Genomic DNA, 25,654 nt, shown 5'->3' with positions numbered 1-25,654 from the left:
GCAACCAGACGTGAACGACGTAAACAACGTGAACGACGCGAACCACGCTGGCTGTTACAACGGCGAACCTCTTACGCGCTTGATCGCTCGCCCAGAGGCGTGACATCATGGCTGGTTCAATGGGGATAGTCTTATGAGCTTGCTCGAATCCTCCTCCGACGTGATCGACCCACACCATGTTCCTTTCCTCGCCGGCTCCGCCGCCCGCGACGCGCGCCCGTCGACCGGCCGGCGCGACCGCTCGACCGAGCGCGCTGGGCTGGCTGCGGCGAGCGACGCCGATCACGACCTGCTCCGCCTCGAGATCGAGCTCCTCCGCCGCGGCGGTCGGGACGCCCTGGAGCTGCGCCGGGAGCTCGCGGCGTTCTTCTTCGTCGTCATCGCCCTCTTCGGCGTCGCGCAGCTCGTCCGGGATCTCATCCGCGCCGATCTGCCGCCGCTGCTCCAGATGGGCTATTCGTGGGGTTTCTTGCTGCTGCTCCTCGTGCCGATCGGGTGGTTCGTCCGGCGGCAGCCGCTGCCGCTCGCGCGGCTCGGCGTGACGCTCTCGGGCGCGCGGCATAGCCTCCGCGAAGCGCTCGTCATCGCCGCCATGGCCTTCGCCGCGTGCCTCGCGCTCCGCGCGGGGCCGGCCCTGCGCGGCGAGCCGTGGCTCGACTGGGGCTCGGTCGCGGGGTATTCGGGCCTCGAGTTCGCGATCTTCCTCGCGAGTTATGGGCCGCACTGCCTGCTCCAGGAGTTCATCGCGCGCGGCGTGATCCAGACCTCGCTCGAGCGGCTCCTGCCCGACGCCGGGCGCCTCGCGCCCATCGTCGTCACCTCGGTGCTCTTCGGCGTGTTCCACCTGTATGTCTCGCTGGCCTTCGCGGTCATCACCTTCGCCGCGAGCGTCCTCTTCGGCCTCTTTTACGCGCGCCACCGCACCCTCGTCGGCGTCACCGCCGTCCATCTCACGGTCGGCCTCGCCAGCGTCGCCGCCGGCCTCAACTGACGCTCTCCGCGACAGGCACCCTTCCGCGCAACGGCCCGAACGGATTGTCTCCCTCGACGTCACGGTGTCCCGAAAGGCCTTTTCTTCCGAAGGCGGCGACCAGCGGCCGGAAGCGAGATCAACCGACGTGGTGCGCGCCCAGCGCCCTGGAGGGCGCCCTGCTCGATGAGCAGAGAAGACCTATGACGCCCTCGATGCAGGAAGCGAGGAATGGCCTGATGAGGCAACATGGGGTGACCACGCCGAGATCGGGCGCACAACATGGTCTCGATGGCCTTGCGCTTGCTATCGGCCGGCGTACGTGCTCGGCGTGCTCAGGATCGTGGACCGGATCGGATCTCCCGTGCCGGCGTCGGCGCCCGCGCCCGAGCCGCAAGCGAGGCGAGTGTGAGGAGGTCTGCGGCTACAGGGGCTGCGCTGTGCGCGATCGCCGCGATTCACCCCATGCCGGCCTGCACGCCGGGCATCGAGCCGGACCACGACCGCTCGTCCGCCGAGCCGGCGGCGTCGTCCCTGGGACGCGCGACGCAGCGGGCGAGCAGGTACGGGTGGAAGGCCGTTCGTATGAATGACTTCAGCCGCGACGAGATGGTGGATGTGCTCTGGGAGCATCCCGAGAAGAGCCTGGCGGCGATCTGGCTGATGGAGGGGACCCAGCTGGTCGCGCCGGGGCCGGTCATCCCGGGGCCGATCGGCCAGGGCTGGGAGGCGGTCAACGCGGGTGACTTCAACTCCGACGGCATGGCGGATGTGCTCTGGCGCAACATCGACCAGAACCTGGTGGCCATATGGCTGATGGAAGGGAGCCAGCTGCTCTCGCCGGGGCCGATCCTCCCGGGGCCGCTCGGACAGGGCTGGAAGGTGGTCGCGGTGTCCGATCTGAACCGCGACGGCATGGGGGATGTGATCTGGAACAACAAAGATCAGAACGTGATGACGACATGGACGATGAATGGACCGCAGCTGCTCGCGCCGGGGCCGGTCATCCCGGGGCCGCTCGGCCAGGGCTGGGTGGCGCGCAGCGCGCGCGACTTCAACCGCGACGGCATGGCGGACGTGATCTGGGACAACGAAGAGCAGAGCCTGATGGCCGTCTGGCTGATGGAGGGCGCCCAGCTGCTCGCGCCGGGGCCGATCCTCCCGGGGCTCGGCCCCGGCTTTCACGTCGTCACCGCGCAGGACTACGACGGAGACGGCATGGCGGACGTGCTCTGGAACGACACGGAGCGGAACCTCATGGCCGTCTGGCTGATGGCGGGCGCCTCCCTGGTGATCGCGGCAGGGCCGGTGATCCCGGGGCCGCTCGGCCGCGGCTGGGAGGCGCGCCCCGCCTCCGACAGCAATTTCGACGGCATGGCGGACGTGCTCTGGTACGCCAAAGGAACGAACCAGGCGGCTGTCTGGTTGATGGACGGCACTCAGCTGCTCGCGCCGGGGCCGGTGTTTCCGGGGCCCTACGACGGCGGGTGACAGGGCGCCGTCCCACGTCCGCGGCTCTGTCTCGGCGCCGGCGGCGCTGGCGGCGGCGCTGGCGCCATCGACGCGGAGGCAGAGGGGGGCGGAGGCGCTCAACACAGCCGTGGTTAGGCAACAATTTCGGGCACTTGCGTCCGTGTCCCGCCGTCCCCCGCGACGATCCCTCCGGAGCGCGCAGAAATGATGGATACAGCGTGGCTGTCCAGGAGGCGCGGGCGGGCAGGCGATTCTTGTCACCTCGGATCAGCGCCGTGATTTGTCATTGACAGCCGCGAATCGCTTTGCTCTTCATTTTAATGCTGCCCTTCTGAACCGACCGGGACGTACATGACCGCCGCATGCTCCGCGACAGCCCTCTCGTACGAGTCCATCCGCGTTTCGGTCCAGCGTGGCGTTCGTCGGGACGGAGGCCGCCTTGGCTCGCGGGATTGAGCTGGATCGTTCGCGCTATCCGCTGGTCGTGATGCGGGCCGGCGAGCACTACACCCAGGACGATTGGGACGTGCTGATGCGCGGCATGATCCAGCTCATCGTGTCGGGGCCGTTCGGCCTGATCAACGACACGCGCGGCAGCAGCATGCCGAACGCCGTGCAGCGGCGAGCCGTCGCGCAGATGTACGCCGACTACGAGCGGCAAGCGCGCGCGCACCTGCTCGCGTCCGGCATCGTGGGCGACTCCAGCCTGGTGAACGGCATCCTGACCGCGCTCAACTGGCTGAAGCCGCCGCCGCATCCCGTCAGGGTCTTCTCGTCGATGACCGACGCGGAGCGCTGGGTGCTCCAGCATTTCAACGTCGAGCTCCGCCGGCAGGCCCAGGCGCCTAGCGTCGAGCACCGGGTCGGCTGACCCGCGCACGAGCGCACGCGAGCTACCGGCGCGGCGCGAGCGTGGCGCCCTGGGCGGCGATGATCGCGCGCCGCCTGTTCATCGAGCATCTGCGCTCCGCCCGGCGCGAGCGGCTCGGCGCGCCCGACACGCTGGACGGCGCCACGCCCGCGCGCGCCGCGGTCCCGCCCGACGAGAAGCTCGCCGCGCGCCGGATGGCGGGCGCGGTCGAGCAGGTGCTCGGGGGGCTCCCGGCACGCCAGGTCGAGGCGTTCCGGCTGGTGCCGAGGAGGGGAACAGCCTCGACGAGGTCGCGGCGCGGCTCGGGTGTACCGAGATGGCGACCCGCCTCTGGGCCTACCGGGCGCGGGCAAGCATCCGCCGCCACCTCGGCGAGGTGTTGGAGGTCGCGGGGTGAGCGAGGGGAGACGGGAGAACGATGAGGATCTCGCAGGGCGGGAGATCTGGCGACCGTTCGCGTGAACACGTCGCAACCATGGTAAGGCGCCAGTACCGTGTGCCCGACGTCCGAGCCCAAGCCCGCTCCCCGCGGGGAAACACTGCCGACCAGAGGCCGCGCGCGCCGCTCGGGGAACGACAAGCTGCCCGAGCTGCTCCGGCCGTTCTTCTGGGAGTACGATTTCGACGAGCTGACGTGGCAAGCCGACCGCGCGATGATCATCGAACGGCTCCTCAGTCGCGGCTCCTGGTCCACGTGGCGGTGGCTCAGGGACGAGCTGGGAGACGGCTCGCTATGCGACTTTCTGACCAAAACCAGGGGGCGCGCGCTCGCCCCGCGTCAACTCCGGTTCTGGCAGCTCATCCTGGAGCTTCCGGAGAAGAGCGTTCGTTCTTGGATGGACGACAAGAAGAAGTCCATTTGGTTCTCGAGGACCGGTCATGAAGCTACACCGAGGAATCCTCACCGCAGCACAACGGAAGGCCCTGGATCTGCTCGGTCCTCCGGCAACGTCTCGCGGCCTTTACCTCGGCGGCGGCACCGCCCTGGCGCTGCGCCTGGGCCATAGGTCTTCGATTGACTTCGATTGGTTCTCAGATGCGCAGCTCGATCAACAACGCTTCCAGACGGCCGATGTTGGCCATGTGCTCGTCGCTCTCAGCTACTTCGACGACGCCGAGCGGACACGGATGCCACGAATGAACTGGGATATCGACTGGAAGACGATCAGGCGAAGTGTCGAGGGCTCGATCCGCGATGCTGCCAGAAGACTATGAGGAACGGCCGTCAGGATGCTTGCGCATTCCGACGAACGTGAGGGTTCGTTCCGGTCGCTGGGGTCCATCAACGTTCGCGGTGATGCTGGGCGCACGGTGTTCACGCCAGCGCCGCGGGCTGCCTCGCGCCAGGAGATGACGGCGGGGCGCGCCAGTGGAGAGTAGGCGAGCTCGAACGCTCAGCGTGAATGCTGACAACGACCCATCGGGGCAGTTGGGAAGTCAGGGTAGGTGGTGAAATGGGCGGCGGGCGGGCGGGAGAGATGGCCGGGCAACGCCTGGCGCAGCGCGCCGCACTGAGGAAGCGGATGTGGTCAGCGAGGCGGCCCGACGTCGCTCATGTCCGGGGCGACCCCCTCCCGGTCGCTGGATCGACGCGCACGCCCATCACATCGCCTGTGTACACGTCATCTCTGGACATCTTCCGTCCCTCCGTCCGCAGGCACCGCTCCTCCAGCTGCCAGCAGCAGTTGTCGTCGGCGAAGGCCTGGATGCCATACTCCCATCCACCGTCGCCGCAGGCTCGCCCCACGACGACCCCGCACGTGCCCCACAGCCGCCCCGGCGCTGCGTCGCAGGGGAGAATGGATACAACCTCGTAAAAATCGAACTTCGGCTCCATACCCGTGCGTGTTCTCCCCTTTCAAACATATCAACCCGCTGGCCGCATGACCGCCAAACCATTTTCCTTTATCCTCTTCAAATACGCAAAAGACCTCATCTCGGGACAATCTAGAACAGCCTCCTGGAAGACCGCGGGCGGACAATAGTCGTGAGCATCAATGTAGTGCGCGATCAAGCTCGGAGCGATGTACACCACAGCTTCGTCACGCGCAGGAACAAACAGATTATTCACCCCGACAGAGATCTCCACATCTTCAAACCGAAGCTGGGCTGACCCTCCAGTGAAGCGGCAGTAGGGGCATGGCTGAGGTCCCGCAAGAGCAACAGGCTGCCATGGATTGGAGAGAAGACGCATCAGCGCCCCAAAAAACTCCTTTGACACAGGACCTGTTGTAAACGAATGCCCTGACTCATGCCACCCGACCGCCCGCAGGACATCTTGCCAGCGACCAAAGTAGTTACATGGACTCAAATCTGGATAGTAAACCACAACCCCTCCACCTCTCACGGCTCGGACTCAAGCAGCTCCCATTTGCCGTAAGCACGATAGACTCCATACATAGCGCTCCAGATCGGCGACGTATAGCACGTGAGGGTGACCTCATCAGCAGTCGTGTACGATCACGCAACCCCGACAAACCCGTTCAGTCAAGCTCCGTCTCCTCTGGCAGGGTCGCCCCGGTCTGCAGGATCCGGGTCAAAGTTGCCTCGTTCCACATGACCAACCACGAGATCCGGTGGCGAAGGTTGGTCACTGGGTCCGTCGCCCCGAACACGATGGATCCACCGGTCGAGGACGCCACCAGCCCTAAAACCCGCACCGCCTCCCAGCCCGGGTTCTGGCGCACCCACCACAACCAGTCGTCCGCACTCATCGTTCCGAGTCCAGAGTCGAACTCGAATTTGTCGGCGAGTGCCACCGGCAACGGATTTTCCGGAGCCATCCACCACTCGAACAACGATCGCATCCGCGCCACTGCTTCCGTCTCCGTCATTGCCATACCTATAACCTCACCGGGCATGCGGCGAAGCTGCTGAAGTCTACCCTTTCGCTCACGTGCGCGGTCCACGTCAACGTGGCGGAGGGCTCGTTCGACGTGCGGTTCGTCAAAGGCCAGTGTGGCTCACCGGCACGGGAAGGCGTCGAAGTGGCCGCAAACGGACAGGTCGGTGCGTCCAGCGTCCACGGATAGATCCCACGCGATCGCCGAAGGCGTACCGACGTAGGGCTCGATCGTGAGCGTGCCGGTGATGGGATCGGGCTGCGAGACCATGCCGGCCTGCGCCATGCCGTGCGGCGTCTCGACACCGAGCGTGAACGTTCCCGGTTGCCCGTCCCACCTCAGGATCCCGAAGACGAGCACATCGTCCACGATGGTCGCCGGGGCCAGACAGCCGGAGCCCGCCGGCCAGATCTCCACGAAGAGCGTCGGGTCGGCGGGGTCGTCGTCGCAATCGATGTGGCTGTAGGTCCGATCCGGCGGCACCGTCCAACCGGGTGAGGAGGACGAACTGCTGGCGTCGCCGCCTCCGGCGCCTGGTGCTGACGTTCCGCCGCCGTCGCTCGCGTCATTGCCGTCTTCGGGAACGATGACGGTGCTGTCGCAAGCGCTCGCGAAGAGGAGCGCACCCAGGAGGACCACCCACACCATGCGGGCGATGCTAACACGCGCGAAAGATCTCAGCGAGGGTCCCCCCGCAGTCTGTGGCTGTGGAGTGAAGATGGAGCCTTTAATTCGTGGACAAATAGTTGATATAGCGTCGCTTTTCCCGGAGGTGGTGGATCGCATAAGCCGTTTACGGTCCCGTGGAGTAGCTCAGTTGCGCCCGCAAGGGTCGTTCACGGTGCCCGCTGGCGATCGTCGAGCCGCGCACGTCGCGACAAGCATCGTTGCCCCGCCTCAGCGTATCCGAGCCAGGCCCCTCGACTCTCCTCCCTCCATAACTCCAGGTCACACCCCCTCCTCCACTCTCGCCCCTTTCCTTCCCACCGGCCAGCCTGCTCCCTGCGCCGGCAGAGAACTGGGCCCCGGCGATCGACCTCTGGTACCGGCATCCGAGCCGATGGCCAACCTGGTGCTCGCCGTGCTCACCGCCCGCCGTATCGCGCGCAATGCGGCGCCGCTCGCCTGCGCGCTGGCCCTCGGGGCGCTCGTGGTCCTCGACGCGGCCGCGCCGCTCCCGCCGCTCGCGGCCGCGACCGCGCTGCTCGTGCTGCTCGTTGCGCTCGTCCAGCGGGCGCGGCGGCGCGCCGCCGCCATCGAGGCGAGCGCCCTGCTCGACCTCGAGGTCGGCGCCCTGCTCCTCGTCGGCACGTTCGCCGCGGTCCTCCGCCTCGACGGCTCGCTCGACGGCGACGCCCACGCCGCCCTCTACGTCGTCATCGCCCTCGTGAGCGCGTTCGCCCGCCCAGGGGCGTCGCTCCTCGTCGCGCTCGCCGCCGCTGCCCTCGAGATCGCCGTCCGCTCGGCCGCGGCCCAGCGCGGCGCGCCGAGCCTCCTCGACGTCACGCGCGCGGCCGCGCCGCACATCGGCTTCATGGCCGTCTTCTCGCTGCTGAACGCCACCATCCTCCGCGCGGAGCTCGGCCGCGTCAGGAAGGCCTCGCATACCCGCCTCCAGGCCGAGATCGAGCGGCTCCGCGACGACGCGCGCAGCTACCGCCTGCTCTCGGCCCCGGCCCAGGCGCGCGGCGCGGGCGCGTGCCAGAAAGGCGACGACGAGCGGCTCGCCCGCTCCGGCGTCGAGGAGATCCACCAGTCGGTGCTCTTCGCCCTGCGCCTGCTGCGCGAGTCGCTCGACCTCTACACCGCCGTGCTCCTCTGGCAGAACGACGCGGGCACGCACCTGCGCATCAGCGAGCTCGCGAGCGACGCGCCGAACCTCTCCGAGGGCCCGTTCCTCTCCGGCGACGGCGTCTTCGGCGCGGCGATCACCCAGCGCGCGCCGGTCGTCCTCGGGGGCCTCAAGCCCGGCTACAAGCTCCCCTACTACGTCGGCCCCTCCCCGGTGCGCGCCGTGTGCGCGCTGCCGGTGTTCGAGCACGGCCAGCTCCGCGGCGTGCTCGTCGTCGATCGCGTCGAGGACCGGCCGTTCTCGCCGCGCGAGCTCGAGCTCATCGACGAGGCGTGCCGCTACGCCGTGCGGGCCATCCAGAACGAGCGCGTCTTCGTCCAGCTCGAGCGCGCGAAGATCGAGCAGGGCAAGCTCTACCGCGCCGCCGAGGGGCTCGGCGCCGCCACGACCGAGCCCGGCGTCATCGAGGCCGGCGTCACGAGCGCCCGCGAGATCACGTCCGTCGATTTCGCGGCCGTCACGCTGTACGACGAGGCGCAGAAGGTCCACGAGATCCGCGCCGTCAGCGGCGACGGCGTCGCCGAGCTCACCGGGCAGCGCTTCCGCCACAACGCGGGGCTCGTCTCGATGGTGCTGCAGAACCGGCACCCGCTGCCGTACCGCGGCGAGTACGACGAGAAGCGGCAGGTCGTCTTCACCCGCCGCGTCACGCCGCCGTCGATGCCGTCGATCATCGTGCTCCCGCTCGTCGTGCACGACCGGCCGCTCGGCACGCTGGTCCTCGGCTCGCGGCGGCGCGCGGCATTCACCGACTCGGTGCGCAGCACGCTCGAGGTCCTCGCCAGCCACATGGCCGTGTCGCTCTCGAACGCGCGCATGGTGCGGCGCCTCGAGGAGCTCGCGACGATGGACGGGCTCACCGGGCTGCTCAACAAGCGCGCGATGCTCGAGGTGGCGGACCAGAAGATCACCGCGGCGCGGCGGTTCTCGCGGCGGCTCTCGGTGCTCGTCACCGACATCGACCACTTCAAGAAGGTGAACGACACGTACGGCCACGACGTGGGCGACGTGATCATCAAGGGGCTCGGCGACGTCCTCCGGCGCGCGAAGCGGACGACCGACGCGGTCGCGCGCTTCGGCGGGGAGGAGTTCGTCGTGATCTGCGAGGAGACGGACGCGCGCGGCGCGATGCTGCTCGCAGAGCGCGTGCGCGAGGAGCTCGGCAGGACGACGTTCCACGCGGCCGGGAGCAACGGGCCTGTGCAGTGCCAGGTGACCTGCTCGATCGGGATCGCCACCTACCCCGAGGCGGGCAGCACGTGGGAGGAGCTCTTCAAGGCCGCGGACGAGTCGCTCTACGTGTCGAAGCGGTCGGGCCGGAACCGCTCCACGGCGTGGTCGCCGGCGGTGCGCTCGAACAGCGCGCATCCGCCCGCGGTGGAGGCGGGCGCTCCGGCGAAGCACGCGGCGGACGCGACCGGCGCGGCGAAGCAGGCAGCGGAGGCGGCGGCCACGGCGAGGCACGCGGCAGAGGCGGCCGCCGCGGCGAGGCACGCGGCGCCCGCGACGGCGCGGTCCCCGGCGACGGCCGCGGCGGCCAGGGCTGCGGCGGCGAAGCCCGCGGCAGGGGCGCCCGCGCCGCAGCGCAGGCCGGCCGTGACGGGCGGCGCAGGCGGCGCCCCGGCGGCCCCGGGACAGGACGGCGCGCCGTCCGCCGGGAAGCGCGCCTCGGTCGCCGCGCAGGCCCCGGGGAAGGCGCCCGGCGAGGCCGAGCCTCGGAGCAAGCCGAGGCGCCCGCCGGACGTCGATCCCACGAGCAAGCCGAAGACGGCCGCCTGAGGTCTGCGCGCCGCTTGCGGCGCAGGCGCGGCGGGAACATAAGCCTCCTCGGCGAAACCGAAGCCAAGGAGGCGCGATGAGCTCGGACCCCGATCGAGACGACCCCAGGGAGGATCTCAAGCAGGGGCTGAGCCTGCTCTGGCGCGCGGCGCGCAAGACGGCCGTGGACCTGCGCAAGGACCTCGACAGCACGAACGTCGGCAGGGCGATCGACGACGCCGGGCGCGAGCTCGTCCGGGCCGCGACGAACGTGGTCGGCCGGATCGGCGCCGAGCTGAGCAAGGGCCCGGCGCAGGCGCCCCCGCGGGACGAGCGCTCCGAGGGCCGCGGGGAGGCCGAGGGGCCCGAGACGCGGCCCGCCGGGCCCACGCCGGAAGACCCGGGGTTCCGCATCGCGGTCGACCCGGAGGACAAGGACACGAAGCCCCGCTAGAGCGACAAGCGGATTGTCACTGAATACGAAGGACCGCCTGACTCGCGAGCTCTCCGTTTGCCACCGTCACCTGATAGTCGCCGGGCGGATACTCCTGGGTGATCAGGATCCTGCGGATGTTGCAGGCGTCGATGGGCGCGAGCTCGTCGATGCCGTTCCCGGTGATGCGCACGGTCGTCCAGCCTTCGACGAAATTGTCCCCGATGATGTAGATGGGATACCAGACGAGGCTGTCGAACTGGTCCGACGCAAAGCGCTGGATGCTCGGCGGGAGGCCCGGATCGGGCGTGGGCTCCGGCTCGGCGCAGGGGCCCCACGGCGGACAGTCGCCGAGGACCCGGTACGGATCGCGCCCGAGGATCTCCTGAACTCGCCATTCGGTCAGGAGCCGGTTGTACATGCTGCCATAGGGGTTCAGGTTGGGCGGCGGCGGCTCCAGGGGCACAGCGTCGAAGCACCCCTCCCCCAGGGCGTGGTCGCGGCACAACGCGACGTCGATGTCGTCGGCGACGCTGAATTGAGAGAGCCACTCCGCGATCGGGAGGGGCCGCGACGGATCGATGGCGACATCCAGGATCATGAGCTGCCCACCGACCCGGACCACGGGCGCGACGTGGCCGGACCACGTCACGCTTCCGGAGGGCTCGTTGGCTGTCGGGAAGACCAGCCGCTTGCGCGGCTTTGCCTTGACCCTGGCGAAGTAGGGCGTCGGATAGTCCCATTGCTGGAAGAAGTAGATCGCCGCCTCGGCCCGCTCCTCGCAGCCGTTGTCGGCCGCGAGCCACGGGAGCCGCCGCAGAAACTCGGGTTGCTCCGGCATGGTGAGCAGCCGGCTGTCGCGGATCGCGGCGAACCCGGAGCTCAGCTGCTCCTCGGTCCACGTGGGAACGCAATCGGCCGCCAGGCTCCCGGGCGGGCCCTTGAGCTCATCGAACGAGCGCGGACCGTCGGGCAGCTGGCAGGCCGCGCTCGCGCCGCCTCCGGGGGATCCTTCGTCACCCGGCGAGCCCGCGCCGGACGGCGGGGAGTCGGCGGCGTCCTCCAGCAGCGCTCCCGTGTCGGAGCGCTCGATGTCGGGAGCCCGATCGGAATAAGCGCCTTCGTCGCCTCCACAGGCCGAGGCGGCCAGGGCCGCCGACGCGACACACAACGCTTTCGCAAGAGCAATATAGGACTGTCGCATGAATCTGATCTCCCTGCGTAAGATATGATGCACCCCGAGAGGAGCCGTCACGCTCGGAGCATGTCGGGGACCGCGGGGCGCGGCGCACCATAGCACCGCTCGCGGTCCCCGCACGGCGGACATCGGCGATCCTCGAGGGCGGCGCGAGACGCAGGGCAGGCGCAGTCCCGCAATCGCCTATTCGTTCGCCCCAGGTTGGGCCCATGCCGTCCGAGGGATTGCAATCCGTGGTCACGCCCTCCGCGAATCTCCGCGGATGCTACGGTTCGCCCCCACGGAACCTTCCCGCCAGAAAACCGATCGACGTGGTGGGCGGTCAGGAGCGGTGGCCTCGCCGCACGCGCGCTCGCCTCTCGCCGCGCGACACGTCCGATGTTCGCGCGGTGAGGCGAGGAGGGAGCAGGACCTCTCGCGCGACCCTGGCGCCCGCCAGCATTTCAAGGAGCAGCCGGACCGCTTCGCGTCCTATCGCGCCGACGTCCTGATCGACTGTCGCGACGGGATAACGCAGGAGATCGGCCATCAGGATGTCGTCGAATCCGACGACGTCGATCTCGTCGGGCACGGAGAGGCCGGCGGCGCGGATGGCGCGCAGGGTCCCGACAGTGCTCCAGAAATTTGCCGCGTAGACGGCCAGAGGTCGACGCAGCCGCTGGAGAAGCTCGACCATGCGCGTCTCGGCCGCTTCCGGGGTGGCCTCCTTCAACTCCTCGATGGCCGCCGCCGTGACGCCGCTCCGCGTCAACTCCGCCTGGAACCCGTCGAGACGAACTCTGTAGGTGGGGATGTCGAGCGGGCCGCCGATGTAGACGAGCGACCGATCCTCGTGCCTCAGAAGGTGGCGGAGCGCCAGCACCGAGCCGGCGGCGTGATCGGTGCGCACGCACGCCACGCCGAGGTCCGGGACCGCCCGGTCGATCTGCACGAAGGGAAGTCCCTGCCTGTGCGCCTCGATGAGATCGCAATCCCCTCCGGAAACCGGGGACACGATGAGCCCATCCACCCGGGACTCGTGCACGAGCTGCAACGCGCGACGCTGGCGCCCCGCGTTACCGGCCAGGTGGCTCACCACGAGCGCGTAGCCGTGGAGCTCGGCCTCGCGCTCGGCGCCGACGGCTATCCCGGCCCAGAACGGGTTCGCCAGGTCCTCGACGGCGAGCGAGATCGCGTACGATTTCTGCTCCCGGAACGCCTGGGCCATGGCGTTGGTCCGGTACCCCAGCTTCTGGGCCAGCGCCCAGACCCGCTCCACCGTGGCGGCGCTGATGCGAAACTTCGCATGCTTGCCCGTCAGCACGTGAGACACCGTGGTCTGGGACAACCCCAGCTGTTCGGCGATGTCCTTCATACGGACCGGACGCAGGCCGGGCACGTGCGGCGGGTCGGGGTCGGGGGGATCGTTCAAGCGCGCGCTCCGTTCAGCTAATTCGGATTAGCTGTTGACGGTAGCACGCACAGGCATAGTATTGAAGCGGAATACGCGGTCGGTGGTTGCGGTCCCTCGCGCGCGAGGTGGCCATGGCAGCGGTCTACGGATCCGCCAGATGGCGCCGACGCGACGACGACCTTGACGTTCCGGCGGGCTGGAGCGGCAAGGCCATACTTGCTCAAGCCCGCCTGCTCCAGGAGACAGCAATGGCACAGAGTGAACCGGTGATCTTGGGCTTCATGGGCAACCGGGGCTTCTTTCCGACGGAGTTCGCGAAGGAGGGAGCGAAAGCCACCCGATCGGCCGTGGGCCATGTGCTCGGCCAGCGCGTGCGCTACGTCGATCTCGGCAACGTCGAGACCTACGCCGACGCGCGCGCGGCCGCGGGCGTCGCCCAGCAGTACCGCCGCGCTCCCGACGGCGGCGGGGCCATTGGCGTCATCTGCTCGATGTACAATTTCTCCGATGAAAACGGGATTCGGGACTTTCTGCGGCTGGCCGACCTCGACGTGCCGGTGCTGCTGCACACCGAGCCTGACGTGCGCGGGTTGGGACGCATGGGACAGAAGGGCCGGCGGGACGGGGCGTGCGGGCGCTTCTCGGCCGCCAACGCGCTCCGCCACATCGGCTACCCGTACACCCTCACGTCCAGGCATTGCGAAGCCGTGAGCTCGGCAGCCTTCGCGGACGATCTCCACGCCTTCTACGCGAGCTGCGTCCTGGCATCGAAGTTCCGTCGCCGGGGCCGCGGCGTGCGCCTCGGGCTGGTGGGCTCGGGGCCCGACGCGTTCCAGACGGTCACCAACGTCTCCACCGAGCTCTTGGGGCACATGGGCCTGAGCACGGTCGGCCTGGAGCTCATCGCGCTCGATCGACAGATGCGCAAGGTCTCGCCGCGCGAGCTATCCACCCAGCTGGAAGCCGTCTCCGGCTACATGGCGGCGGCTGACGTCCCGCGCGCCTCGCTGGAGGCGATCGCCCGGATGGGCGTCGTCTTCGATCGCTTCGTGAAAGAGAATGACCTCGACGGCATCGCGGTGCGCTGCTGGACGGAGATGCAGAAGTACCAGATCGGCGGAGAGGTGGGCGTGATGCCCTGCACCTGCATGAGCATGCTCTCGGACAAGCTCATCCCCGCCGCCTGCGAGACCGACATCGCGGGCTGGATGGGGATGTACATGCTGCAGTGTGCTTCCGGGCTCGTGCCGCTGCTGGGCGACTGGAACAACATGTACGATGACGAGCGCGAGGAGGTGGATCTCTTCCACTGCGGCGTCTGGGCCAGGAGCGTGATGCGCCCCGGCGCCCGCATCACCCGCCAGGAGATCCTGGCCACCCAGGCCGACATCGGCGCGGAGAACACCTGGGGCGCGGTCGACGGCGAGCTCAAGGCGGGCACCTGCGCCTTTCTGAGACCTTGCACCAACGCGCGCGAAGGAAGCGTGTTCCTCTACGGCGGGGTGGGCCGGGTCAGCGAAGAAGGCGTCGACACCTTCGGCACGCGCGGCCGCATCCAGATCCCGCGCATTCAGGAGCTCTTTCGCTATTTGACGCAGCCCGAGCGGGCGGTGGAGCACCACACCGCCCTCGTGGTCGGGACGCAGAAGAACATCGAGCTGACGATGAAGGCGATTCGAGACGCGGTGCCCTACATCAATGCCCAGGCGGGCCTCGGCCGCGGCGGCCAGGCGCTGGTCGATTTCTACGAGCACAGCCAGGTCGGCGAGCTCTGAGGCGACGGTCGGCTCGCTGCAACGTAGCTCGACGTGGGCTCGGGCGCGTTCCGCCTATACCATGCCGCTCCCGGGCGGCGTTCCGGCGGGCGGGAGCGCGATGAGGGGCTCGTCGTCGGGGAGGCGGAGGGGGTTCGGCAGGTAGGGATCGAGCTCGCCGGGCTCGAAGCGGCAGAGGCCGATCACGTGCCAGAAGGAACCTGCGATGTCGCCGCCGAACCTGTAACGACCGTCGGGGGTGAAGGCGGCCCATCCCTCGGCGCAGGGCAGGAGGATCGCGAGACATCGGCCGGTGGCAACCCGCCAGAGGCGGAGGGTGCCGTCGGTCGAGGCAGAAGCGAGGAGCGTGCCGTCAGGGCTGAAGGCGACGCTCACCACAGGGGCAGTGTGGCCCTTGAGAGCGCCGAGGGCTCGATTGCTTCCGGCCTCCCACAACCTCACGATCGTGTCGTACGAACCCGAGGCCAACGTTCGGCCGTCAGGGCTGAACGCCACGCTCGTCGCCCCCTTGCCATGGTCCTCGAAGACACGGAGCGCTCGCCCGCTTTCGACCTCCCACAACCTCACGGTCGTGTCATTCGACCCCGAGGCCAGCATCCGGCCATCGGGGCTGAACACCACGCTCGTCACCACCTTGCCATGACCCCCAAAGGTGCGGAGGACTCGGCCGCTTTCGACCTCCCACAATTTCGTGGTCGTGTCATTCGACCCCGAGGCCAGCGTCCGGCCGTCAGGACTGAACACCACGCTCGTCGCCGCTTTGCCATGGCCCTCGAAGACGCGGAGGGCTCGCCCGCTTTCGACCTCCCACAACCTCACGGTCGTGTCATTCGACCCCGAGGCCAGCATCCGGCCATCGGGGCTGAATCCCACGCTCGTCACCGCCTTGCCATGATCGCCCAAGGTGCCGAGGGCTCGCCCGCTTTCGACCTCCCACAACCTCACGTTCGTGTCATGCGACCCCGAGGCCAGCGTCCGGCCATCAGGGCTGAACGCCACGCTCATCACGTGATGGCTGTGGCTCTCGAAGACGCGGAGGACTCGGCCGCTCTCGACCTCCCACAACCTCACGTTCGTGTCATGCGACCCCGAGGCCAGCGTCCGGCCGCCGGGGCTGAACGCCACGCTCGTCACCGCCTTGCCATGACCGCCCAAGGTGCGAAGGACTCGACCGCTCTCGACCTCCCACAACCTCACGGTCGTATCATTCGGCTCCAAGGCCAGCGTCCGGCCATCAGGGCTGAACGCCACGCTCATCACGTCATGGCTGTGGCTCTCGAAGACGCGGAGGACCTGCCCGCTGTCGACCTCCCACAACCTCACGGATGTATCGTTCGACCCCGAGGCCAGCGTCCGGCCGTCAGGGCTGAATACGACGCTGTTCACCCGGGCGCCATGGCCCTCGAAGACACGGAGGACCTGCCCGCTCTCGACCTCCCACAACCTCACGGTCATGTCCCGCGACCCCGAAGCAAGCGTTCGGCCATCAGGCCTGAACGCCACGCTCGTCACCATCAGGCCATGGCCCTCGAAGACACGGAGGGCTCGCCCGCTCTCGACCTCCCACAACCTCACGGTCATGTCATCCGACGCCGAAGCAAGCGTCCGGCCATCAGGGCTGAACACAACGCTGTTCACCCAGTTGCCATGACCCTCGAAGACGCGGAGGACGTGCCCGCTGTCGACCTTCCACAAGCGCATTGCGCGCCCCGCCCCCGAGGCCAGCGTTCGGCCGTCAGCGCTGAACACGACGCTCCTCACCCCGACGCCATGGCCCTCGAAGACGCGGAGGACTCGCCCGCTTTCGACCTTCCACAACCTCACGCTCGAGTCATCCGACCCCGAGGCCAGCGTCCGGCCATCAGGGCTGAACGCCACGCTGTTCACCGGACCGAGGTGTCCAGCTATCCCCCGGATGGCTCGCCCGGAGACCACATCCCAGAGCCGGACCGAGCCGTCGCCATGGCCCGTCGCGAGGAGATCTCCCGAGGGATTCCAGGCCACCGCGTTGCACGATGACGCCGGTATCCACATCAGGTCAGCCCCGGAAGGCCGAGGTGGTGCCGCCCCTTCCGCCACGAGCGACGCGACGGCCACCCCCCGGGCGCCGACCAGCTTGGCGCCGCGCAGCGTCGCCCCAGCGAAATCCGCACCGGTCAAATCCGCGTCCACGAGGCGAGCAAACGACAGGTCCGCGCCCCGGAGATCGGCGCCCGTCAGCGAAGCGCCGCGCAGATCCGCCCGTCCAAGCCGCGCCGAGAGGAGCGAGGCGCCGGCCAGCCTGGCCTCGACCAGCGCGGCGTTCGTGAGGTTGGCGCTCGCCAGATTGGCGCTCCGAAGATCCGCGCGGTTGAGGTTCTGCCCGCTCAGGTCCTGGCCGGCGAGGTTCACGCCCTCGACCACCTCGATCTCGTCCTCCCCGACGACCGCCGCCCCCTGCTCGCTCTTCTCCAGCAAGCGCACGATCCGCAGCCCGTTGTCCTTCGCATGCCCCTTGGCCGCCCCGTGCAGCACCCGCGCCGCCCACGCCGCCGCCTGCTCGCGCCCCGCGAGCGACACGAAGAAGTCCACCATCAGCTCGCTCATCTCGTCGGCCGCGAGCGCCGCGCTGTCCCCTGTGTCATTCACCTCCCGCGCCGCCGCCTCGGCCACGAGCCACTCGAGGACCGAGCGGTGGACGAACGAGAAGGCCCCCTCCGCGTCCCGCACGAGCAGCGATCCCGAGCCGATCAGGAACTCGACCATCGCCCGCTCCAGCGGCGGCCCGTCCTTCGGCTGTACGCCCTTCACGAGGCTCTCCGGCAGCTCGGCGATTCCGACCGCGCGCGCCCGCCGGTCCCACAGCAGCCGCGCGAGCTCGGTCATCGCGCCCCGGAGCGCCTCGCGCGAGATGCCGCGCGGCGCTCCCCGCGGGTTGGCACGCCGGTGCTCGTGGTCGAGCCACTGCTCCACGAGCAGCTCGTACAGCTTGGCCGCGGTGATCTCCCCCGTCCCCTCCTTGGCTTCGAGGAGCTTTCTCTCCTCGATCTTCGCGATGAACCCGAGCATGCGCGGGTTCTCCGAGAGCCCGAGCAGATCGCTGACCTCGTGGAGCAGCCGGTACCGGGCCTCGGCCTCCGCGGGCTCGGGGATCAGGTTGCCCAGGAACCGCCGGATCTGTGGCTGCCCGAACCCCTCCAGCTGCACGAGCCGGTAGCCCTGCACCTGCTCCGCCCGCCGGGCGAGCTCCTGCTCGATCTGCCGGTCATCGAGGAAGTGCTGCGTCCGGCTGGTCACCACCACCTTCGCGATCCCCTCGGCCGCCTGCATCACGGTCTCGAAGTGCTCGAGCACCCGGTCGTACGTCAGCCGCAGGGCGAGCTCGTCGAAGCCGTCGAAGAGCAGCGCGATCCGCCCCTCGGCCAGCATGTAGCCGAAGGCGCGCGGGTCGATCGGCTCGTCCGCGAGCGCGAAGTGCTGCGCGACAAGCACGCTCAGCGAGCGCTGCTTCTCGAGCCGGCTCATCTCGATGAGCACCGGCACGAGCGGGTGCTCCTCCCTCACCATCCGCCGCGCGAGCTCGTGCAAGAGGAACGTCTTGCCCGCGCCGAAGTCGCCGAGCACCAGCACGAAGCGCCGGCGGGGCGCGTCGAGCAGCTCCCACAGCGACGCGAGCGCGCTCTCCGTGACGCTCTTCTCGCGGTCGCCGAGGCTCACCACGGCCGGCTGCTCGACGTAGAGCCACGGCGGGTAGATCGGGTCCGCCTCGAGCCGGTCCGTCTGCCGCACGAGGTACCGGCCGAAGTCGATGAGCCCCTGGTACTCCGAGAAGCTCTTGAGCACGACGCCGCGGCGCCATGCGCGCTCGATCAGCGCCGGCGGCGCCTGCGGGCCCGCGTGGATCAGCGTCGATCGGAGCAGCGGATCCTGCTCCCGGAACGGGCGCTCCACCTCGGTCACGTAGCGCGCGACGAGCTCCTCCGTGATCGGCTGATCGAGCGCGCCGATCACCCGCAGGTCGACGAGCGATCCGTCCCGCGCCGCCAGCTCGAGCACGCCCGCGAACGGGGGCGGCGTCCGGTGCCTCGTGACGGTCGCGCCGGGCGTGCGCAGCAGCGCCACGCGCTCGATGCGCTGGAGGAAGCCGTCGTGCCGCTCCTCGAACGCGCGCTCGCCGCGCTCACCGTCGCCCGAGGTGCAATCCACCTCTCCGGCCGGCCCCCGCCGCCCCGGCAGCTCGCGCTCCGGCCGCGGCGCCGGCGCGAGGTGCTTCTGCAGGAACGCGACAAGCACCGCCGCCGAGGCGCGGCACGCGAACGCGCGGAAGCTGTCGTCCTTGGCGAGGTCGGCGTGATCACTCACCGCCTTCACGAAGATCGACCGCTTCTGGCAGCGGCCCGCGAGGTCGCCGATCGCCGCGCCCTCCATCTCCAGGCCCAGCGTGCCCCGCACCACGCGCTGGAGGTCGCGCCAGACGCCCGGATCCTGCACCACCGCCGTGAGCGTGGCGACGGCCCCGACATGCACGCAGAGCGGCGGATCGGACGGCGGACCGTCCGGGTGGAGCAGCCGCTCCTCCAGCGCCTTCTCCCGCCCGGCCTCGGTGAGGCGCAGCGCGCCGCCCTTCATCGCGGCGAGCCCGTCCTTCACGGCCTCCTTGACCCGCGCCGTCCACCCCGGGCAGGCGCGCCTCCGGCCGGGGTGCGCCACCGGCGAGGGCCCGCCCTCCGCCTCGTGCGCGTGGAGGGCGTCGAGGAGCCACCGCTGCTGGGACTCCCGGGAGGGCGGGCGCTCGCGGGAGAGCGCCGCGAGGTCGAGCTCGCGCGCGAGGAAGGCGGCGTCCATCTTCCACGTGGCCGCGAGATCGAAGGTGCGCACGTCGTGGAGGCGCTCCGCCTCCTTGCCCGGCGGCGCGAGGCGTTTGCCCTCATCGAAGCTGTAGAGCCGGTCGGCCACGATCACGTCGCCGAGCGCCACCTTGCGGGGGTCGCCCGCGCAGATGCCGCACATCGCGAGGCACGCAGGATCGAGCTCGGCGAGGAGCTGCTGCCCCCGGATCGCCGCCGTGCGCTGGCCCGCCTCGCCGATCCACGCCGCGGCCACCGCGAGCGACCCGCCATGAGCGCTCGGAAGGGCGCGCCGGTAGTAGCGAAAGCCGCCGAGGTCCCGCAGCTCGCGCCACCCCGCGGCGCCGCCATCGCCCTGCGCGAGCACCCCCTCGAGCTCGTCCTGGAGCGCCACGACCACGAGCACGTCGATCGGCCCGACGTCGACCTCCGCGCCTGCGTCCGCGCCTCCCCGGCCCCCGTCCCGCGCCTCCGCCGTGTCGTGCTGCGCCTTCGCCACGCAAGGCATGGTGCAGCCGGAGCGAGAGGCGCCGCAATAGAGTGAGCGACGTCGCCTTCGCCTGGGAGGGCGCTTCGGAGAGAATCGGGCCGTGGCGACACCCGCAGGTGCTCGAGCTCCGCGGCGCCGAGGCGATCTCGAGCCTGTACCGCGATGAGCTGGTGCTGGTCGCCCACGACCCGGCGCCCGCGGTGGACCCAATGCACGCGTTTCCCCCAGGGCAGGTCGAGGTGCCCCGGAAGACGCCGCGGGGAAAGCTCGGTTCGGCCCGACGCCGGAGCTCGTCGGGCTCGGCGAGGTGGCGCGACCGCAGCGATCTATCTACGCATTGCCATCCTCTGCGTCCGGAGCTCTTCGAAGCCTCGACTCCGTGAGCGCACCGATGTTCTCCGGGCTCGGCACCAAGGGGACCCATTGCTCATGCGAGAACATCACGATCTCAGCGACCCGCTTGGCGAGCAGGCGATCGCGGTCGGCCGCCCTTTCGAAGCCTGCGAATCCGAACGAATGTGCCGCCTGCAGATCCTCGATACGCCGCTGACAGGTGCGGTACAGCGCCCAAAGCTGCTGAGGCTTCCTCAGCTGGAGCCATGTCGTCATTCCCGCTGCCAGCAGCGAGAGCAGCGACGGCACCAGCTTGCTCAGCCAGAACCCCTCTCCGAGCATGACGAAGACCGGTGCCACCAGCGTGCATGCGACAGTGGCGGTGAAGCAGATCAACGCCTCGGCCTTGTTGTGATCCGCCTTTCTTTCGAAGTGCAGGCGCCACTTCCCCGCATAGCTTACCGCGTCAATCTCGTCGGCCATGGTGATTCGAACTTTGCTGTCTCTCCAGGAGAGCGCGCTTCCAGTTCGCCGCTGCGTATCGCGCCTGAGGCGTGCAGGTCGAGGCTACGCGCACCTCTGACGGTGGATCAAGTCGGCCGGGATGTCGTAGGGAGCCAACCGGGAGCCATCCTCGGCCCATCATCAGCCGCAGGCGAACCCTACGCGCAGGAGTTCCGTCCATGCCGCTCACGAAGACCTCCGCAGCTCGACGGCTGCCCCCACATCATCGCACCCGGCCGAGGGGCCAGCGAATCCAGATGTCGGCAGCAAACGCCGATCGCGCCGGGAGCCTGGCAGCTCTATTTGCCGCTCAGAGCTTTCCAGCTCCGGCCGACGCGGGCACGAGCGTCTTCACGGCGTTCGCGTCGCTCGTCAGCGCGGAGGAGTACGCGTACGGGATGTCCGCCGCGCAATTGGCGGGATAGGCGCGCGACGTGCGGCTCACCTCGACGTTCGAGATGCGCTCTGCCTTCCCGGGTGAAGGGCCCGGGCCGGATCCCCGGCGCGGCGATCACCTGATGGTGGCGAACGGCTTGATCTGCGCCTCGATGGCTGCCCGATCCCCGGCGATCACGATCGTCATCCGCGAGTCGTCGAGGTACTTCTGCGCCACACGTCGCACGTCCTCCGGGGTCACCGCGAGGACGCGCTCCACGTAGGTGTCCAGGTGATCGTCCGGCAGCCCCTGGAGGTCCACGTCCTCGAGCGCGTTGATGAGGCTGCCTCGCGAAGACATCTGCAGCGCGAACGCGCCGGCCATGTAGCGCTTGATCGAGGACAGCTCCTCCTGCGAAGGCGGCTCGGCCTGGAGCCGGTCGATCTCGGCGAAGATCTCCTTGAGCGCGGGACCCGTGACAGCCGTCGTGATCTCGGCGGCCTCTACCCAGTACGCCGTCCTCCGGTGGTCCACGAGCACGCTCACGGGCGAGTACGTATACCCCTTCTGCTCGCGGATGTTGCTTATGATGCGGGACGAGAAGGCCCCGCCGAGCAGCGTGTTCGTCACCTCGAGAGCGATGCTGTCGGGGTGACGGCGCTCGATCACCGGCAGGGCCAGGCGCACGACCGACTGCGGCGCGCCGGGCCGGTCGATGACGTGGATCTCCCGGGCGCTCCGGCCGACCGGAGGCGTGCGTTTGGGCTCCGCGCCGCGCTTCCAGCTGCCGAAGGCGTCGCGGATCGCAGCCTCCACCGCGGCCGCGTCGAACCGCCCAGCCACATAGAGGTGCGCGCGCGCCGCCGCGAAGTTCGCCTCGTGGAAGGCGCGGGCGTGCGCGGCCGAGTACCCTTTCAGCATGGCCGGCTCGGGGAACAGGCGGCCATAGGGGTGCCCGGGATAGAGCAGGGCGCCGAGCTTCTCCCGGGCGAGCTGCGCGGGATCGGACTTCGCGATCGACAGGGCGCGGAGCAGGTCCGCCCGGATCCGGGGCACATCGGCCTCCGGCAGCCTCGGCCGCTGCGCCACGTCGGCGATGAGCTTCACCAGCTCCGGGCCGCACTCGGAGAGCGCGTCGCCCTCGATCTCCGTCGTATCGAAGCCGACGTCGACCGCGAGCTGCCCGCCCATGCGGGCCGCGGCCAGCGCGATCTCCTCCGCGCTCCGGGCGGTGGTGCCCTCCTCCATCAGCTCGCCGGTCAGGCCAGACAGCCAGACCTGATCGGCGGCCTCATCGATGTTGCCCGTGCGCACCGAGAGCTCCACCGTCACCTTCGGCAAGGTGCCAAAGGGGATCAGGGTGGCCCGCATCCCGTTCGGCAACGTGAGCTCCGTGGTCGATGGGACGTCGACGTCCCTGGGGGGGCCTGGTCGGGGCGGCCCTTCGGCGCGCGCCGCAGCGCCGAGGAGGGTGAGCGAGGCGAGCGTGGTGAGCACAGCGCGTTTCATGAGGGCCTTTCTCCGTCTACCTACCTGTCGGCCCTCTTCGGGCTCTTCGTCTCGGTTTGCCCCTGCGGCAGGCTGCCCGCGGCCGGCTCCTCCGCAGCGGCCGGCTCCTCCGCGGCCCCGGGGGCGACGGTGAGCACCGTCCGGTTCGTCGGCCTCAGGTACTCGCGCGCGGTCGCATGCAGGAGCTCTGGCGTGATCCGGGCGAGCTCCCCCTCGATCCGGTTGAGCCGCTGCGGATCGTCGTCGAAGAGCGCAAAGCAGGCGAGCAGGTCCGCCCGGCCGAGGCCGTGCTCCGAGTCGACAAGGTCGTAGAGCTCGGAGCGAGCCTTCAGCACGGCGAGCTCCAGGGTCGCCCGATCGACGGGCTCGCGCCGGACCCGCTCGATCTCCTCGTCGATCGCCGCGAGGATCACGTCTGCGGGCTTGTCGGCGTCGTGGATGAGATAGGCGGTCCACAGCGCCGGGCCGTTGATGTTGAACATGTTCCCGAGCCCCACATTGATGCCCCCACCCACGCCGCCGGTGAGGCCGCGCCGCCGCACGAGGGCCTGATGCAGGCGGCTGTCATCGCCTCGGAGCAGGATCTGATGGAGCAGGCCCATCGCGTAGTACTCGGGCGTGTTGCGCGGCGGGGCGTGGTAAGCGACAGCGAGGGCGGGGCGGGTGGCGAGCGCGTCGGTCCTGCTGGCGCGCTTCTCCTCCTCCTGGCGCGGCTCGGCGGTGTCGGGCCGCTCCGGCTGCGGGGACCGCGGGATGTCGCCGAGGTGCTCCTTGACCCACGCGAGCGTCTGCGCCGGATCGAACTCGCCGACGACCGCCACGACCGCGTTGTTCGGCGCGTAGTAGGTGCGGAAGAACGCCGTCACGTCCTCGAGCGTCGCGGCGTCGAGATCCCTGAACTCGCCGTAGAAGTTGTGCGCGTTGTGCCAGTTCTCGTTGGCGAACTGCGGCATGTCGAGCCACGGGAAGCCGCCGTACGGGGTGTTGAGGATGCCGCCCTTCACCTCGTTCTTCACGACGTCCTTCTGATTCGCGAGGTTCTCCTCGGTGATGTCGAGGCCCCGCATCCGGTCGGCCTCGGCCCAGAGCATGATCTCCACGGTGTTGGAAGGAACGGTCTCCCAGTAGTTGGTAAGGTCGAACCGGGTCGAGCCGTTGAGGACTCCGCCGTGCGCGTTGACGAGCCGGATGAACCCCATCTTTCCCAGGTTCTGCGAGCCCTGGAACATCATGTGCTCGAACAGGTGGGCGAACCCGGTCCGATCTTTGGGCTCGTTGCGGAAGCCGATGCCGTAATAGACGGCGACTGTCGCGATGGGGGCCGTCGTATCGCGCGAGAGGACGACCTTCAGGCCGTTGTCGAGCTTGTGGTACGCGACGTCGACCTGGAGCCGGGCCGGGGCGCCGGGCAGCGCGGGCGCGTCAGGCGCGGCGGCGGGCGGCGGCGAAGCAGAGCTGGGCGCGTCGCTGGTACAGGCCGCGCCAGCGCAGAGCGAGGTGGCGAGCGCGAGGGCGAGAAGGCGGATCCGGATCGAGGGCAGGAGCATCGTGGGCGCCTTGGCAAGGACTGCGGATCAAAGGCGGGCCAGAGGAGCGGCCGGCCAGGGCGGCTATGCACCGTGGGATGATGCCAGCGCGATGTCGATCACCTGATGCTGCGCAGAGACATGGCAATGGGGTCGTCGTCGCCGTCGCGATCGCGCCCGTTCGCAGGTCGCCGCGGCCTCCTCCTTCCGAGGCGCCAAGGACGAACTCGACCGGTCAGGCCTCCGCCGACACGGCGCTTCAGTCTGCGCGGGTCTCCACAGGCCTCCCGCCGATCGACGCAGCGGTGAGCCCGTCGGCCTGCACCACGCACGCCTGGACCGGCCGGCCGAGCGACGCGCGCCCCGCCACGGCCCCGCGCTGCGCGTCGAGGAACGAGATCCCGCCGCGCGCGTCGCACAGCGCGAAGCCGCCCGCGTAGGCGGCGCCGCCGAGGAAGTCGGCCTCGCCGGCGTGCGCCCAGGCGAGCGCGCCGGAGCGCGCGTCGAGGCCGACCGCGGCCCGGTAGTACGTCGCCACGTAGCGCTCCGCCTCGATGCCCGGCGGGCCGGCCGGCCTGGGGCGGGCGTAGAGCCGCGCCCTGTCCTCGGCCGAGGCGGCCGGCGCGAGCACCTCGGTCCCGGCGGTCATCCAGACCGGCGCCCCGGGCAGCTCGCGCGCCGGCAGCCGCGCGGTCGACGCGCGCCCGGCCGCGCCGAGCCCAATGAAGGCGTCGAACCGCGTCGCCGCCTCGCCGCCGAAGAAGACCGCCCCGCCGAGCAGGAAGGCGCGGCTCACCTCGGTGCGGAGCAGCGCCCGCGCCACCTCGCCGCCGGTCTGCAGGTCGAACACCGTGACGTAGCGCCCCTGCCAGGGCAGGAACGCGTAGCGCCCCACGACCGCGGGCACGCCGATGGCGGCGGAGTCCTCGATCTGGCGCAGCACGAGGCCCTCGCGGCTCACCGCGAGCACGACGCTCGTGGTGCCGGTGGTCGACACGAGCGAGACCACGGTGGTCTCGCCGTCGTCGCCCGCGCCGCGGAGCCTGCCGCCGGCGCGCCGCGTCCAGAGCAGCTCCCCGGTGCGCGCGTCGAGGGCGAACAGCTCGCCCCGGCCGAGCCCGACGACGACGCTCCCCGCGACGGCCGGGCGCGCGTCGAGCGGGTGCGCGAAGGTCCACGCCGGGCCGCCGTCGAGCGGCACCCCGACGAGCTCGGGCGCGCCCGCGCCCGCGACGACGCCGACCGCCACGTCGGCGCCGAGGGGGATGCGCCTGCCCGCGAACCGCCGCTGGAAGGCCGCGATGCCCGCACCGCCATCGTCCTTCCAGCGCGGGTCGAACGCCTCGCCCTGCGTCTGGCCGCCGCCGCAGGCGACGGACAGGGCCCCGAGCGCGACGCATACAGCGAGGAGGAGCGCGCGGGCGCGGGCGGCGGCGCGGGGCGAGCGCGGGCGCGGGGCTCGTCCGCGGGCCGTGGCCGGAATAGCCCTGTTCGAATCCATGATCTCGGGCACCTGCGTCCACG

Annotated in this window: 19 protein-coding genes and 1 pseudogene; 8 read left to right on the top strand and 12 right to left on the bottom strand. The window is 69.9% G+C overall.

Features of this window, described 5'->3' with window-relative positions; all coding sequences use genetic code 11:
* The first annotated feature begins 133 nt into the window (after positions 1-133).
* The 5 genes and pseudogenes from WMF39_RS45550 to WMF39_RS45530 all read left to right on the top strand — a co-directional run bounded on the left by WMF39_RS45550 (position 134) and on the right by WMF39_RS45530 (position 4,529).
* Positions 134-991, top strand: a complete 858-nt coding sequence (locus tag WMF39_RS45550) for a CPBP family intramembrane glutamic endopeptidase (protein ID WP_437713292.1) — start codon at positions 134-136, stop codon at positions 989-991.
* A 444-nt stretch (positions 992-1,435) separates the two neighbouring features.
* Entirely contained in the window at positions 1,436-2,461 is a 1,026-nt protein-coding gene (locus WMF39_RS45545) for an FG-GAP repeat domain-containing protein (RefSeq protein WP_437742678.1), read from the top strand.
* Between the two features lie 394 nt (positions 2,462-2,855).
* Complete coding sequence (locus WMF39_RS45540) at positions 2,856-3,314, top strand: hypothetical protein (protein ID WP_437742677.1); 459 nt, start codon at positions 2,856-2,858, stop codon at positions 3,312-3,314.
* Positions 3,315-3,808: 494 nt separating this feature from the next.
* Positions 3,809-4,015, top strand: a pseudogene (locus tag WMF39_RS45535) (DUF6922 domain-containing protein); the annotation flags it as partial.
* A 178-nt stretch (positions 4,016-4,193) separates the two neighbouring features.
* A complete protein-coding gene (locus tag WMF39_RS45530) occupies positions 4,194-4,529 on the top strand; it encodes a hypothetical protein (RefSeq protein WP_437748157.1) in 336 nt (111 codons plus the stop codon).
* Positions 4,530-4,866: 337 nt separating this feature from the next.
* On the opposite strand, the gene imm31 is transcribed toward WMF39_RS45530, so the two are convergent.
* From imm31 to WMF39_RS45510, 4 genes are all read right to left on the bottom strand, one after another.
* Positions 4,867-5,151, bottom strand: coding sequence for an Imm31 family immunity protein (imm31, locus tag WMF39_RS45525; protein ID WP_437742676.1), 285 nt, complete (start codon positions 5,149-5,151; stop codon positions 4,867-4,869).
* Positions 5,152-5,181: 30 nt separating this feature from the next.
* Positions 5,182-5,535 carry a hypothetical protein gene (locus WMF39_RS45520; RefSeq protein WP_437742675.1) on the bottom strand — a complete coding sequence of 118 codons (354 nt, stop codon included), beginning with the start codon at positions 5,533-5,535 and terminating at the stop codon, positions 5,182-5,184.
* A gap of 262 nt (positions 5,536-5,797) precedes the next feature.
* Positions 5,798-6,148: a hypothetical protein gene (locus WMF39_RS45515; protein WP_437742674.1), complete on the bottom strand. Its 351-nt coding sequence runs from the start codon at positions 6,146-6,148 to the stop codon at positions 5,798-5,800.
* A 129-nt stretch (positions 6,149-6,277) separates the two neighbouring features.
* A complete protein-coding gene (locus WMF39_RS45510; RefSeq protein WP_437742673.1) occupies positions 6,278-6,805 on the bottom strand; it encodes a hypothetical protein in 528 nt (175 codons plus the stop codon).
* A gap of 412 nt (positions 6,806-7,217) precedes the next feature.
* On the opposite strand from WMF39_RS45510, the gene WMF39_RS45505 reads away from it, so the two are divergent.
* Both WMF39_RS45505 and WMF39_RS45500 read left to right on the top strand, forming a co-directional pair.
* The gene (locus WMF39_RS45505) at positions 7,218-9,788 is read left to right on the top strand and encodes a diguanylate cyclase (RefSeq protein ID WP_437742672.1); all 2,571 of its coding nucleotides are present in this window, start codon (positions 7,218-7,220) and stop codon (positions 9,786-9,788) included.
* A gap of 76 nt (positions 9,789-9,864) precedes the next feature.
* A complete protein-coding gene (locus WMF39_RS45500; protein WP_437742671.1) occupies positions 9,865-10,221 on the top strand; it encodes a hypothetical protein in 357 nt (118 codons plus the stop codon).
* Positions 10,222-10,237: 16 nt separating this feature from the next.
* Here the strand turns inward: WMF39_RS45500 and WMF39_RS45495 are convergent, their stop codons facing one another.
* Entirely contained in the window at positions 10,238-11,404 is a 1,167-nt protein-coding gene (locus WMF39_RS45495; protein WP_437742670.1) for a protein-glutamine glutaminase family protein, read from the bottom strand.
* 316 nt (positions 11,405-11,720) lie between these two features.
* The gene (locus WMF39_RS45490) at positions 11,721-12,809 is read right to left on the bottom strand and encodes a LacI family DNA-binding transcriptional regulator (protein WP_437742669.1); all 1,089 of its coding nucleotides are present in this window, start codon (positions 12,807-12,809) and stop codon (positions 11,721-11,723) included.
* A gap of 230 nt (positions 12,810-13,039) precedes the next feature.
* Between WMF39_RS45490 and WMF39_RS45485 the strand changes: the two genes are divergently transcribed.
* On the top strand, positions 13,040-14,566 hold the full coding sequence (locus WMF39_RS45485) for an L-fucose/L-arabinose isomerase family protein (RefSeq protein ID WP_437742668.1): 1,527 nt from the start codon (positions 13,040-13,042) through the stop codon (positions 14,564-14,566).
* A 54-nt stretch (positions 14,567-14,620) separates the two neighbouring features.
* On the opposite strand, the gene WMF39_RS45480 is transcribed toward WMF39_RS45485, so the two are convergent.
* From WMF39_RS45480 to WMF39_RS45455, 6 genes are all read right to left on the bottom strand, one after another.
* Positions 14,621-19,900: a pentapeptide repeat-containing protein gene (locus WMF39_RS45480; RefSeq protein WP_437742667.1), complete on the bottom strand. Its 5,280-nt coding sequence runs from the start codon at positions 19,898-19,900 to the stop codon at positions 14,621-14,623.
* Positions 19,901-20,212: 312 nt separating this feature from the next.
* Positions 20,213-20,698 carry an SLATT domain-containing protein gene (locus WMF39_RS45475; protein ID WP_437742666.1) on the bottom strand — a complete coding sequence of 162 codons (486 nt, stop codon included), beginning with the start codon at positions 20,696-20,698 and terminating at the stop codon, positions 20,213-20,215.
* Positions 20,699-21,029: 331 nt separating this feature from the next.
* Positions 21,030-21,164 carry a hypothetical protein gene (locus tag WMF39_RS45470; protein ID WP_437742665.1) on the bottom strand — a complete coding sequence of 45 codons (135 nt, stop codon included), beginning with the start codon at positions 21,162-21,164 and terminating at the stop codon, positions 21,030-21,032.
* 66 nt (positions 21,165-21,230) lie between these two features.
* Positions 21,231-22,604: a M16 family metallopeptidase gene (locus WMF39_RS45465; RefSeq protein ID WP_437742664.1), complete on the bottom strand. Its 1,374-nt coding sequence runs from the start codon at positions 22,602-22,604 to the stop codon at positions 21,231-21,233.
* Positions 22,605-22,624: 20 nt separating this feature from the next.
* On the bottom strand, positions 22,625-24,151 hold the full coding sequence (locus WMF39_RS45460) for a M16 family metallopeptidase (protein ID WP_437742663.1): 1,527 nt from the start codon (positions 24,149-24,151) through the stop codon (positions 22,625-22,627).
* A 238-nt stretch (positions 24,152-24,389) separates the two neighbouring features.
* Positions 24,390-25,631, bottom strand: coding sequence for an outer membrane protein assembly factor BamB family protein (locus WMF39_RS45455; RefSeq protein WP_437742662.1), 1,242 nt, complete (start codon positions 25,629-25,631; stop codon positions 24,390-24,392).
* Between the last annotated feature and the right edge of the window lie 23 nt (positions 25,632-25,654).

Origin of the sequence: Sorangium sp. So ce1504 (assembly GCF_051521635.1) — a bacterium.
Lineage (GTDB): Bacteria > Myxococcota_A > Polyangia > Polyangiales > Polyangiaceae > Sorangium > Sorangium cellulosum_B.
This window is presented reverse-complemented; position numbering and strand designations above follow the sequence as displayed.